Below are 13,333 nucleotides of genomic sequence, written 5' to 3' on the forward strand. Positions count from 1 at the left end.
GCGTTACCCGCCAAGGCACAGACCCGCACCAACGAGCCGACTACCGGTGGGGCGACCCGGTCTCCGACAACTTCATGACCGCCACCGAGACCAGACCCCAAACGTTCACTGCGACCGAATCTGCAGGTCTACGTCACCGCCTCCGCAGTCGGTTCCCGCACGTTCGACCTCAAGCTCTACACAGGGTCGAACCTGTGATCATGGCTGTGTCGTCGGTGGCCTGCTTGTCCAAGCATCGAAGGAAGCCGCCGTACTCGCCGCTAGCGATCATCACCGGTGAGATCGTCTCTTCCGCGCCCCTATCCCAGCTCTCGTTGACGGCCGCCTCTAGCTGCCCGTTTTCGTCCCCACAGCACTACAGCGAGGGCTGGCTATGTCCTGCACATCAACCTCAGCTCCGGCGTAGAGTCTGGCCGAATGGCCCATCTCACTGCAGCTTCCGAAGTCCTAGACCGACAACCTCCTTCTACTTCACAGCCTTTGGGGCCTAGGAGGCGCTTAGCTGACGTATAGGTCAATGGCCGCGGCGCGCGGTCCCGTACCCACCTCGGGCTTGAACGATGTCGACGAAAGTTGATCACGCCGGTATGGACTCTGGCGTTGATCGCGAGAACCCCGACAGCAGTGGTGTCCAGTCCATTGTCAACTCTTCCGAGTGAGTCCTGTCGTCCAGGAGGAAGAACTCGTGGTGGCCGACATGGCCCGTTCCTAACATCCAGTGCAGCCGACTGCTTGCTCACGAGCGCAGGAACCGCGCCATGCTGTCAGGGCCGTGGACGACCGCGGGGTCATGCCGCTCAGGCTCGGGCCAGAGTTCGAGAAGATGGTTCTCAACCGCGACGTCCAGAGGTTCTGTTACTTCCTGCGCGACCTGCCGGCCGCGCACCGATAGCCGGAGTCTGCCCCATCCCGGGGGCACATCGATGGCGTGGGGCGGATTGCCGCCGTAGAGGTTCTGGGTGTTGAGGATGCCGTCGGTGCAGTCCAGTGACCACTCAGCCGCCATGTCCCAGTCCTGGTCGACGCCACCGGGAGGAGCGTCGTGCTTGCGAACTCGGAGGTCTAGCGGCCCCCACTGGGTCCCGCACAAGACCGCAACCCAGTTGTCCTCTCCCACGAACAAGCCGTCGCGGGAACCGGGCCACATGTCATCAATTCCAGGTAGTGAACGAATGTGGTACTGACCATCGCGAACCGTGACGGCCAGTACCACATCGTCGTGCTTATCAGGCACTAACACGTTCTCCTCTACGACCAGGCAACCGAACCGTCCTTCAAGATAGCTTGGACATAGAAGGGGTCCTGGTCAAGAACCCGGTAGTAGTCGTAGTACGCGCTGGTGATCCCGCCTTAGCTGTTGTTGGCGCTGATCAGCACGTCACGGGTGGAACGGTCGTTGGGTGCTGCCCCGTCTCCGCCTTGGTACGTCGATGCCATCGGGTACTCATCGCAGGAGTAGCCAACTGGGGGCTGAGCATTCCCGCAAGCAACGTTTCGGTTGGCGTCGATGCGCTCCTCGCTGGTGAGTCTGGTCAATGGATTGCCGCCGACTGCCCCACTTCCCCAATGACTCGGAAGCGTCCGGATCGCGTCGAACACATGCTTTGCAACATCCTCCACGAGGGGATTATCGCGCACGTCGTACAAAACGTACGCCATTCCTTCTTGATCGACACATCCGGCACCGAACCTGTTATTGACATTGTCACATCGACCAAAAAGCGCGTTCTCCGCGTGATCAATAATGAGAACCGGGTTCGCCGGAGCGTTCACCTGGATCGCCGCACCGAGATGACCAGTAAGGTCTCGAACCCCGTTTACCGGCAACGTTGCGGAGTACTGAGTGTACCACTTTGAGATTTTGGATTGGTACGCAAGATTCAGAGATTCCCCTTCAGCATTCGAATCCCCCAATTGCGAGGTCGTGCATACCGCGTTGTTATTGTAGTAACCCGTCCACGCTATTCCACTTGCTGTCTCGAGCGTCCCCCAAGTGCGTGTAACTTCAATGTCAGTGTCGAGGTCCCAGCTGGATGTCGCTCCATTCCCCCGGAGAAACTCGACCGACGAAGAGACCCGAACGTCCATTTCACCACGGACAGTAACCTGCCCTGTAGACGACGTTTGAGTATGCCGAACCGTCCAAACCGCAGCCGAGCATGACGTGAAGCGATTCGGATTGTAAAACCCATAATTGCATGCTGGCGCCAGACCACTTGCTCCAACGCCAGCCGGGGCCGCATACTCATCGACAGATGCCAGCGATTCGGCAACACTAGGCGCCGATTTAGCTGGCAATCCGGCGTTGCTTTTGACGACGACAGTGCACTCATAGCAATCTTGCGCACCGCGAGCACCAGCTCGATCCCGGCACGCTTGCTGCTGCCAAACAGGGTCCATGCCTGCACTACTCAAAGCAAGCGACGAGGGACTCGGCACTTCTTCGACGGGGGCAGCTACCGCAGGCGCAGACGCAGCAATGGACGAAACAGCGAAAATGGCCACAGCAAGAACTGGCCATCTTTTCAGCGAAAACAAAAAGGATGCTTCCTTTCTGCGAGACCCGGAACACCACTAGAAGGGAGGCAGAACATCCAGGCAAGGAAAAAACTAGCCAGCCTTCGCAAAACGGCCTATTCGCCAAGCAAGTGAAAGAGACATCACAAATTTTTCTGTAACATTCTTGAGGTGGCCAGGGATACCGGGACTTCCCCACGGCTTGTCGATCAACCCAACTAGGCCAACCTGATGACCGGACCTACCGTCGCCCGCTCAACAACGCGAAGAAACACACCGACATCCGCAGCCAGAGCGCTCTCCGAGGGGTTCGTCGACTGGATCACCGCCTCGTACGTCTGCTGCCGTCAGTCAACGACGTCGTTGGCGGCATTTCTTCGGTGGTCCAGTCCAGCATCAGCCCGTTCATACGGAGGCAGTCGACCAGGTCCGTGTCGCCGTCGCCGGTTAGGTCGGCCCAGGCGGCCCCGCAGGGGGGTCGAGCAGGTGGCCTTCCCGACGTAGGTGTTCCTCGAACCCGGGGCTGGAGTACGGGCCCCGGTGCGTCCGTGACGCCAACGGTAACCAGGCCGGCGGTGTACCCAGTACGAATCGAATCGCTGGCCATATGCCCCGCACATGATCAGCTCCGCCAGCAGATACGTCCGGGTACCTTCGTTCTAGGACTTCCTCGCGGCCCGGATGCCCTAGACAGAACGAAACATTGCTTCGTCGACCAATTCGGGATGTGCAGGCTTGTTCGACACCGCCCACTTTTCAGCGTTCGTGCGACCTCCGGTACCGCCAGCGGGGCGGCCGCCGCGGTGATTGCCGACTGCGCTGCGCCGGTTCCGCACCTGACGTCCCATGTAGCGCGGATTCTCCAAGATCATGCCCATGCCAAGCCGTGCTGATCACGGTCTTCAGCTCCGTCATCGCGTGGGAATGTTGCACCGCGCTGGACCTGGTCAACGAGGTTGCGCTCTATGAAACGTTTCGACACGCTGAGTCGATCTCTTGAGCGGCGCATTAAGACGGGTCCTTGGATGTGTCGCGCGCGTAGTCCGGGTGCAGCGACCTACACGGACTGGCGCCCGCTGACACCGTCATCGACGTCGATGAGTACAGGGGGATGGGTGACGGACGGCGTACGGAAGGCTTCGCGATGGCAGAGCGCGGTGAGATTGCTGCTGCTCATCGCTGCAGCAAGTGATACTCCCTCCGATGAGGACGGGGATGTGGCGGGCGAGGCCGTGGGGGTCGTGCGGGGTCAGCTGCGGCTCCAGAAGCTGGACTTCTGGGTGCGGTACCCGGACTACCTGGCAAATGAGCTGATGAACGAGTATGAGAAGGCGCCCGACGAGCCTTACCTGCTGGTTCTGGCTGGCGACATCCTTGACTCGGAGGAACCCGACCTGCGGCGTCTTCCGATGCTTCGACATCGATTCGGCGCATTCGAACGCTTGGACGACGTTCTGGCGCCGCTGGTCGAGAAGGGACTCGTCCGCAAGTCGCAACTCGTCAACCACGAGAGGGTGACGGAGCACCGCTACTGGCTCACTGTCCGGGGCCGGGAAGTGGCCGACACGATGTTGGACGAGGCACCCGCCGTGAAGTGGTACCGCGAGCGCACCCAACTGGTGGTGCGGTTGTCAGACGGACTGGGTGGCGAACAGCTCAAGCGCCGCCAGTACCTGGTTCGCGACTACGCCGACACGCCCTGGAACTCCCACATCCCGCCGATCACGGAGAAGGCGCGGGCACGCTTGGCCCAACTCCGTGAGCGCCTCACCTGCACACCGAACACTGCGTCCCACCGCGCTGGAGATGACCTCTTATGAGCACCCCGACATCCGACACTCTAACTGTCAGCGCAGCGGATCTCATGGCAAAGGTCGGCGATGAGCTCAAGATCTCCCGCGATGCCGTGGAGACTGCCTTGGCCACGGTGAACATCGGCGTGCGCACCCCGGCCGTGTCGGACCGGCGCTTGCAGCTGGCGCGCCTGGTCGTTGTCGGGGAGAAAAAGTCCGGCGAGTCGTTCACCGTGGATCGACGGTTCGGCAGCGGGGTGTGGGCGATCGTGCACCCCGAGAACAGCGCAGGCAAGACCAGCTTGTTGGAGCTCCTCGTACTGCCCTTGCGGGGTGCCTCGCGTGACCTGCCCAAGGATGTCCGCTCGTGGGTGCGGCATCTACGCCTCGACGCGGTCGTAGCCGGCCGGCCTGTACGGATCTCGATCGACGCCAGCGGCGGCTGGGAACGTCGGGCTCGTGCCACCATCCGCACAGCGGACAGCGAGGACGAGTTGATCAACGCCCCCGACGAAGGGCTGCGTTCGCTGGCCGAGGCGGTTGGACTGGGAGAGATCGAGCAGGTAATCGGCCAGTTCATGCTCGACACACTGCGGATGAACCGCACTCAGCTGTGGTCGAGCAGTGGCGGCGCCGACGGTGATGGAGCCCCGTCTATCCACGGCTGGACCTCATACTTCGGTGCCTGTTACCTCAATCACGGTGGCGATCAGTTGTTGCTCGGCGACGTGAACGCGCCCGGTCTTCCAGGCAAGCTCATGGAGCTGTTCGTCGACCTGCCATACAGCTCGACATTGGCTGAGGTGACAGTGGCGGAGAAGCGGGAAGCGCGGACAGCGAAGCAGCACAAGCGGCGAGCTGAGGGCGACGCGGCGGCCCGTGCCTCGGAACGCGCGGTCTGGTGGGAGGAGTTGGACCAGGTCGAATCGGAGATCACGGAACTCCGTTCCAGCGACACGCCTAGAGTCTCGGGCCTATTGCACGATCTGGACCGCGCCGCTGACACCCTGCGCGAGGCCAGGGAGACCTTCGAGCGGACCGACACGGCGTTCCACGAGGCGCGCGACACACGGTTGCGCGCCGAGCAGGCCAAGCTCGACGCCACCGAGACGTGGCAGGCGCGCCGGGTTCTGGGCCGCCTAGATCCGACCTGCTGCCCGCGGTGCGAGGAACCGCTGACGCCGGAACGCCGTTCGCAAGAGCGGTCCAACGCCAACTGTGCCGTGTGCACACGTACGTTGCCACAGGTCGAACCAGAGCTTGCGGAAGCGATCCTGGCCGAGCTCGACCAGGTGATCTCCATCGCCACGGCTGCTGAGGCCGAGATCAGCAGCCGGCACCAGGAGCAGAGGACGGAGGTCAAGCTGCGTCGGGACGAGCACGAGGCAGCCCGCCGCGCCTTGGACGATGTGATGGCCGGCGAGCACCCGGTGGCCCGGTTGCAGACGCTGGAGATCAAAGCCGCTGAGCTCCGCGGCCGCCTGAGCGCGACAGCGCCGTCTGAGGACTCGCCGCCCAGTAATGGCACGTCCATCACCTCGGTGTTGGCCGCGACACGAAAGCAGCTGCTGAAGGTCGTGGACAAGGCTGCCAAGACGTTGCTGCCGGAGATGGACGCCGAGATCGTCGCGCTCTGCAAGCGGTTTGGCGTCCAGAACCTGGACTCGGTCAAGCTTGATCGCGCAGCCCATGTCAACGCGGTGAAGGACGGGGAGCCGCACGCGTACAAGGACCTCTCCCGGGGCGACCGGCTGCGCATGCGCATCGCGACGGTCATCGCTCTGCTGCGGATCGGGAAGGCGCGGGGAGTGACCTCCCACCCCGGCCTGCTGATCATCGACTCCATCGCGGCCGAAGAGCTCAACGAGGCCGCTGCACGCAGCTTGATCACCGAGCTGCAGAAGATCACGCAGGAGCTGCCGACCTTACAGGTCGTGTTCACGACCGCCCATCCCGAGTTCGTCGACGGGCTGCTTCCGGAGGACCACATCATCACAGCTGAGCGAACACACCTGTTCTGAGTGACGTCCTCTAGTTTTCTAGGGGAGTGAGGCCTTGGCGAACCGAGCGGGGACGGGAAGGGCTTTGAGGACGAACACCGAGCAGGCGTTGCAGGAATGGGCGGCGGTCGCGACCGAGGCGCAGCTGGAAGCGGGTCCCACCCTGGACGACCTGCGGGGCGTCGAGTCCGTGCTCGCTGACGCCGAGGTCGTGTGTCGCGGCCCCCAGCTGCCGTATGTGATGCAAGCTGTGGCGATCGGCCTATCCGACCTGGCCGAAGACCAGGCTTCCGGGCTGCTGCAGGCCATCAGCGCGGGCATGCGCGACCCCGACAGCGGATGGGTGCTCACCGACGCGATCGATGTCCTCTGTGAACACAACCTGTTGCTCGACCGCTTGGCCCGCGACGCTGCACGTGTCTTCTATAACCACGCCGATGCCGCGCTGCACAGCGAGAGCCGCACCGAGCTTGCCCACCCCTCCCTAACGGGCCTGCTGCGTCTGGCGCTGTCGAAACACGTTCCGCAGCACCGACTACTCAGCCTGCTGAGTGAGGTGACCGGGGACGAGCCGCCGGACGCGCTGGAGCGGTTGCCCGTCGTCATCGGCCTGGCACACGACCACTTCGGCGACTCTGACTTGCTGGACGTCCTTGCTCGGCTGGCCGACAACCGGTGCCTTGACCCCGCCACACGCGCGGACGCGGTCTTCGAACTCGGCCTGGCGCACGTCCACACCGCCCTCGCCCAGCACGATGGATCCGCAGCCATGCTGGATTTGGAGCGGGCGCTCATGCGGCTTAATGACGTCGCCGACCACCATGAGGCACGCTTCGACGCCCGTGCTTATGCCGCGTCCGTCGAGGCGATCCTCGCCTTCAGTGACCTGGCTGAACACGGCGCCGCTGCTGTCGACCGCCTTCGGACAGCCGTCGAACTCCTCGAGACCAGCGTCGCGACGCTCCGCGCTTGGAATTCCGGTCACCACGAGATGCCGTGGCTGGCCGCCCGCGGCCATGCCCTGACCGCTTGGGCGCGACTGGCCACGACCCTCCAAGCCGCCGCGCAGCACCTCATCCAGCCGAGCTGGTACGACGCAGCGGCCGCGCTGGAGGAACTGATGGACGTCTACCTCGCCAGCCGGGCCGTCAGGGTGTATCCGGCCCACGCCGACGAACTCGGCTCACTTGTCTACCCCACCATCGAAGCCAGCTTCGCCAAGCGCGCGGGCTTGCTCCACCACCTCGAGCAAGCACTCGCCCACGACCCCCGCTTCGCCGACCACCCCGACGCAACAGCCCTACGCGACGCCGTCCGCCAGCGCGTCGCCACCGCCACAACAGGAAAGCAGGAACCCCTGGGAAAAGCCGTGGCGAACCGCCCCGCCCTCGCGGCGCTGTTCGCTGACAACGGCCCAGCCCTGCGCGACGACCTCGACCCCGCCCTTCTCGACGCAGTCGAGGCCAACCTGCAACAACACCAACACGGATTTGCGCAAACGGGCAACCCCCGCTACGACCGGTTGGTCGTGACGCTGCTGGAACAGCTGTCACAAAGCCCAGAATGGGCGCCTCCGGTCTCCACCTACTTCACCGCACTCCTCGACCAGGTGCTGCGCTTCCTGCACGTGAGGTTCGACGCCCAAGCAGACCTGTACGGCGACATCACCAGATACCTAGGTCCTTGCCCACCTAACGACGACGGCAAGACTCGACTATGGCTCGAGAAGACCATCCAGGACGACCTCCACCAGCACCTCTCTATCGCACTCACCCCTGGCACCGTCCAACGCGAGGTCATCGACATCGCCAGCGGCCGCACCGACATCACCTACACCCCGCAACCAGGCAACCGCTTTGTCACGGAGATCAAGCGGCGATCTAGCAAAGCCACCAAGATCGCGGTGGAACGTGACTACCTGCCGCAAGCCACGAACTACACCGCTACCGGCCCACCCTTCGGCATCCTCATCGTCGGAGACCACGGCCCCCACACAGCTGGATACACCAGCCTCGACGACAGCGTCTGGATCACGTCCGTCACCCGCAGCCCCACCGAAACACCAAGACTCATGGTCATCGGCGTCCTCCCGATCGGGCGTCCAACGCCCAGCGACGTCACCACGCCGGAAAGCGACCGCAAGTATGACCGCGCACCAAGACGAAAGGCGCAAAAGAGGGGGTCCGGTAAAGGATCGCCAGTGCACTGACATGCGCCTCTCTGGCTGTCCACAGTATTCCAACCTGCCACAGGCGGAGACGGCGTCCGGCTGGCCAGTCTTGCCCTCAGTCTCGGTCTGATGGGGGTGATGAGTAACCTGATCGCGGGTCTGATGGTCAACCGGTTCGGTGGCCGGGCCGTAGTTGGCGGTGCTCTGGCACTGCTGGTTGTACTATTCGCCATCCTGCCAGCGCTGGCAACGTGCTATCGCACGGCCATCGCCGCCGTCGTCCTCTATGGAATGATCGGCTTCTCCGTCACCACACCGCAAACGCACCAGCTGGTCAACACCGAGCCGGCCAACGCTGCACTGGTGGTGGCGCTTGGCGGAGCGGTTCTGTATCTGTCGATTGCGTTATCCGGTGTGCTGGGCGGTGTCGCGATCGATATGTTGGGCCAGGTGAACTTCGTCTACGTGGCCGCTGCGGTCATGGTCGTGGTCGTGCTGCTATCGGAGCTTGCCTATCGCCTCGGCCGGGTCTGACGGCACGCGTCGGCGGGGCACCCTTGCCGGTTTTGCGAGGATCGGATCCGGCGAACCAGCTACGACCGACTGCACACCACGTCACCGAATCAATCGTCGAGAAAGTTGTGAGGCTAATGCCACGCATCGCGTTCCGACGCAAGATGAGCGCGGCGGACCTGAACTACCTGACCGTCGGTCGCAAGCACGACGTCAACATCTCGATGGTCTTCCTGCTGGTCCTCGACACCGAGCTGAACCCGCACGAAGTCCGCGAGCAGCTGCGGCGGTTGACCGCGACCGTCCCCCGGTTCCGCCAACGCATCGTGAGACAGAACCCGTGGACCACGAACTGGTCGGTCTCCGACGACGTACGCATCGACGACCACCTCACCGAAATCACAGTCGCCGACAGAGGACTCGATGCGGCGTTCGCCCAGCTGCCGTCACTGCTGGGCCGGCCCTTCGACGCGGGCAAACCTCCGTGGCAGGCACTGTACTTCCGCGGCATGCCCGACGGGCGTGCCTTGCTGGCGATCCGGTTGCACCACTGCATGGGAGACGGCCTGACCTACATGGCCGCCTTCCAGCAGGCCTTCGGCAGCCCGCAGACCGAGCTCACCGCGATCGAGGAACGCCACGCAGGCGCCAGCCACAACCTGCGGGTACTGGCCAATGAGGTGCGCACGACCGCAGCAGCCGCCGGCCGCGCAGTCCGCGCCGCGCTCACCCGGCACGGACGTACCGCGCAGAAAAACGAACTGCAGATCTGGGCCACCCCACCACCACCTGGGCGAATCGGCCACACCCGCAGCGGACAGCAGATTTCCATGTGGACAGTCCCAGCCGAGACCTGGGCGCGAGTCGCGCGCGAACACGGCGGGCGACGAAACGCTCTCTTCCTACTGATCACCTCCTACACCGAATCCGACTACCAGGGGTGGCCGGACGAACCAGCGGCGCTGATCATGCCGATCAACCTGCGGCCCAGCCCGGGCACAGACATCGAGCAGGACGGGTCGATCAACCTCGCCAGCGGCGTTGTCATCCTCGACCGCAACGACATCCGCAACGGCCGCCTGCCCCGCGTCGACCAGGCCGCACGCAACGCTCGGGACAACGCCATGCAGTCGTCCTCCCGGCCCGTCATCCCCGATCTGATGCAGCTGCTGCCCGCAACTGCTCGCCGCATGCTCAACCTGCGCTTGTTCGCCAGATCCGACCTGGTCGCCAGCAACCTCGGCAGCGGCGGGCGGCTCCACCTCGGCCGCGCCGGAGTTTCCATCTTCACCGTGGTCTCCCCCGCGGTCGGGTGCCCAGTCGCCTTCACCGCATTCACCTACGACGACGAGGTCGTCCTCGTCTCATCCATCGATCCCGGCCTCGTCACCAACCCCAGCAAACTCGAAGCCGCGACACCGCGATCGCACAGTTCGTCCCGGAGGCAGTCCGCCGCATCTAGACCGAACCGACTCCAGCTCCAGCCGTTACCTTTTTCATGGCTCTGCCCAAGAGCTTTGGCCGCCAGGCCTGGCATGACTTCCCCTAGTCGAACGGATCACCGAGGGGAGGTGGCGTCGCCAGGCCTGACGGCATCGGTGGACCGCCCCCGCGGCGCGCTGCTGGAAGATCCACCGCACCCACGGCGCCGTCGCCGAATCCGGCTCCAACCAGTGTTCGGCATCGAGCCGGTAGGCCTTCTCGAGCAGCGGGGTATCAACCTCGTCGTGCGGCGCTTCCGGAGTCGTGTCCGTGCTACTGGGGCTGTGACCGGGCGCGATTTTCACAAGCGTGCTTTGCGATGACGCAGCGCAAGTCCGACACCTGTTGTTCAGTGTGTCATCGGATCATCCAGTGAAAGAACTTGGTCGCGCCTGCGGCTGCACCTACGCCGACCAGTGTTGCTTCGTAGGACGAGTGTCCGGCCAGGGCTGTCAGGACACTTGCTCCGATGCCTGAAACGAGCGCACACAGGAAAATTAGGGCGCTGCGCATGGTCAGGAGCGAACTCGGCTTCTCGTCATCGTTAGCCACGATGGCTACTCCTTCAAGGACTCACGTCAATGGGGCGTCGCAGCTCGTGCGGTACGCCGACGAGCAGACTTGGGGCCGGCGTGCGTCCATGCCGGCATCGCTGATCAGCCTGCCACTCAGCGTGATGATGCATCGAACGCAACGCGTTGCAGAAGTCGATGCAACGCCTGCCGAGGACCTGTCTGACGCGATATGACTAGGCAGGTGCAGCACACCGCAGGCCAATTTGCGCCGCTAAGCCCAGACCTGCCCGACCAACGCCGCGCGCTCGCCGTCGCGCTGCGCGAGCAATTCGCCCTGCTCGGTGGTATCTCGGCGAGCGGATACGCCAGGAAGCAGGCGCTACAACCGAGCACAGTGACCCGTTACTTCAGCGGTGCAGTGCTGCCCTCCGAGGAATTCATCAACGACCTCATTGATGAGGTTCAGCTGTGTCTAGGGACTCCGCAGGCTGGTCAACCTGAACAGCTCTTGGAGCTGCTGTACGCCGCCCAGGACGCGCACAGCGGGACGTGGGGCCACGCCAAGCGCTTGCAGAAGCAGGCCACCGCGCTCCGAGAGCGTCTCAAGGTCTCCGAGCTCCAGTACCAGGAGTTACTCGAAGAGAACCACGTCCTCCGGAATCGCCGGCCCGCAGTGGTGGAAGCCTTGCAACACCAACTGAGCTCAGCGAAGGAGCGGATCATCGAGCTTGAGCGTGAACGTGACGCGCTCCTGGTGCGCCTCGATGGCTCAGCGGCCAGCGCGCAGCATCCGGTCACGGACCGAGCTAGCAACTCCTATTGGCACTTCTACCGGAGTGCCCTCGCACTGCGCGGCTGGTCACCTCGGGCCATCACTTACACCGAATCCGTGGCAAACGACGTTCTCGCCGAACTTGCCGCCCCCTGTACTGCAAAGCCTGAGCATCACCGCGGCTTGGTCTTGTATGAAGCCGGGGGCGGTCGAACGACTGCTGCGATCGGACTAATTGCCAAGGCGATCGACGCGGGCTACCGGCTCGTGATCGTACTAGCCGGAAACCGGAACGTGGTCCGCCGACAGGTCCAGCAACGACTGGACAACGAGCTTCCGTCGATACCTGAAGCGCCCGGCATCATAAGTCTCACTGGGCAGGATCTTGACTACGGCAGGCTCGGTCCCCTGCTACGTGATCTCACTTTCGAGAAGCAGCAGCCGGACCTTCCCCTGAACTCGCCAGAAAATCTGCCTGGTGCAGCGACGCGTTTGCTAGTCATCAAGAAGAACAGCGCAGTACTACGGAAGCTGACAGCGGACCTGCATGCCAATCGGACCCAGCGTGCCGAGATCCCCGCTCTCGTGGTCGACTTCGACACAGATACCACTCAGCCTGGTTCTACTGTCGATCAGCAGGTCAAGTCGTTGCTCGACGCTCTGCCCCGAGCCCAGTACGTCGCCTACACAAGCAGTTCCTACCTCGACCAAGCCACCGTCGACCGAGCGAATTTCATGGTGCGCGCGCCGAGGTTTCCAGGCTTTCTGGGACCGGACACCTTCTACGATGCCGACGATGTGCCTGATGGGTCGAGGGATATGGCTACATCCGGGGAGAAAGCTTTTGTCCGCCGGGTCGATTGCGACGACAGCGGCTTGCTCGCTGCGATGGATGCGTTTGTGCTGACAGGCGCGATGAAGATCCACCGTTCTCAGCAGGTAAGAGACTCGTTCTCACGGCACACACTCTTCGTGCATGCATCTCCCCGGATCGACGAGCAGGATGCGCTTCGCGCGCAACTCGCGTCCTGCTGGCAGGCAGCCGATTACACCGGGCCGCAGGGCCAGGACCGGCTTCGTAAGCTCTTCATGACCGACGTTCTGCCTGTCTCACGTGCTCGTGCGGCAGACATGGACCTGCCCTCATCCTTCGACGAACTCGCCCCTGCGCTCACCGCCGCATTGGACCAGGTCGGCGACGAACCGATCACCCGAGACCTTGGCACAGGGATGGAGCCCTTGTGGAAGATCGTCGTATCCAGCGCCAGCAAGGAGAGCGAGCTAGCAGGCGACGGACTGACCATCCTCCATCTCCACCACACCCCCGGACCGAACACCATGCTCCGGATATTCGACATCTGGTTCGGATTCCGCCCCAGCTACGCGGATCTCGTCCGGCTCTACATCCCACACCAGTCGCCATCCGGTACTGACCTGTATGCACAGCTCGTCAAATTCTGGCGCGACAATGAGTTTCACACCGAATAGGACGAATGAAGCAGAAACGACCACGCCGATCAGAGTCGCCAGATCGAGGCCACCACGGCCTGTCGCGTCCTGACACGCCGAGC

Annotated in this window: 10 protein-coding genes; 6 read left to right on the plus strand and 4 right to left on the minus strand. The window is 63.3% G+C overall.

Annotated features, from left to right (window positions below):
- Positions 1 to 736: 736 nt before the first annotated feature.
- The 3 genes from AB0H93_RS08280 to AB0H93_RS08290 all read right to left on the minus strand — a co-directional run bounded on the left by AB0H93_RS08280 (position 737) and on the right by AB0H93_RS08290 (position 3,395).
- Positions 737 to 1,234, minus strand: coding sequence for a hypothetical protein (locus AB0H93_RS08280; RefSeq protein ID WP_358569370.1), 498 nt, complete (start codon positions 1,232 to 1,234; stop codon positions 737 to 739).
- Positions 1,235 to 1,350: 116 nt separating this feature from the next.
- Entirely contained in the window at positions 1,351 to 1,773 is a 423-nt protein-coding gene (locus AB0H93_RS08285; RefSeq protein WP_358569373.1) for a hypothetical protein, read from the minus strand.
- Between the two features lie 1,430 nt (positions 1,774 to 3,203).
- Entirely contained in the window at positions 3,204 to 3,395 is a 192-nt protein-coding gene (locus tag AB0H93_RS08290) for a recombinase family protein (protein WP_358569376.1), read from the minus strand.
- A 279-nt stretch (positions 3,396 to 3,674) separates the two neighbouring features.
- Between AB0H93_RS08290 and AB0H93_RS08295 the strand changes: the two genes are divergently transcribed.
- From AB0H93_RS08295 to AB0H93_RS08315, 5 genes are all read left to right on the plus strand, one after another.
- Complete coding sequence (locus tag AB0H93_RS08295) at positions 3,675 to 4,337, plus strand: hypothetical protein (RefSeq protein WP_358569379.1); 663 nt, start codon at positions 3,675 to 3,677, stop codon at positions 4,335 to 4,337.
- A complete protein-coding gene (locus tag AB0H93_RS08300; RefSeq protein WP_358569382.1) occupies positions 4,334 to 6,331 on the plus strand; it encodes a hypothetical protein in 1,998 nt (665 codons plus the stop codon). Before AB0H93_RS08295 ends, AB0H93_RS08300 begins: the two co-directional genes overlap by 4 nt.
- 64 nt (positions 6,332 to 6,395) lie before the next feature.
- Positions 6,396 to 8,519, plus strand: coding sequence for a hypothetical protein (locus AB0H93_RS08305; protein WP_358569385.1), 2,124 nt, complete (start codon positions 6,396 to 6,398; stop codon positions 8,517 to 8,519).
- A 99-nt stretch (positions 8,520 to 8,618) separates the two neighbouring features.
- The gene (locus tag AB0H93_RS08310; RefSeq protein WP_358569388.1) at positions 8,619 to 9,014 is read left to right on the plus strand and encodes a hypothetical protein; all 396 of its coding nucleotides are present in this window, start codon (positions 8,619 to 8,621) and stop codon (positions 9,012 to 9,014) included.
- A 116-nt stretch (positions 9,015 to 9,130) separates the two neighbouring features.
- Complete coding sequence (locus tag AB0H93_RS08315) at positions 9,131 to 10,798, plus strand: wax ester/triacylglycerol synthase domain-containing protein (protein WP_358569391.1); 1,668 nt, start codon at positions 9,131 to 9,133, stop codon at positions 10,796 to 10,798.
- Between the two features lie 34 nt (positions 10,799 to 10,832).
- Here AB0H93_RS08315 and AB0H93_RS08320 read toward each other — a convergent pair whose 3' ends face one another.
- Entirely contained in the window at positions 10,833 to 11,027 is a 195-nt protein-coding gene (locus tag AB0H93_RS08320) for a hypothetical protein (RefSeq protein ID WP_358569394.1), read from the minus strand.
- Between the two features lie 204 nt (positions 11,028 to 11,231).
- On the opposite strand from AB0H93_RS08320, the gene AB0H93_RS08325 reads away from it, so the two are divergent.
- The gene (locus AB0H93_RS08325) at positions 11,232 to 13,250 is read left to right on the plus strand and encodes a Z1 domain-containing protein (RefSeq protein WP_358569397.1); all 2,019 of its coding nucleotides are present in this window, start codon (positions 11,232 to 11,234) and stop codon (positions 13,248 to 13,250) included.
- Positions 13,251 to 13,333 lie beyond the last annotated feature (83 nt).

The sequence above is a fragment of the Saccharopolyspora sp. NPDC050642 genome, from assembly GCF_040654735.1.
Lineage (GTDB): Bacteria > Actinomycetota > Actinomycetes > Mycobacteriales > Pseudonocardiaceae > Saccharopolyspora > Saccharopolyspora elongata.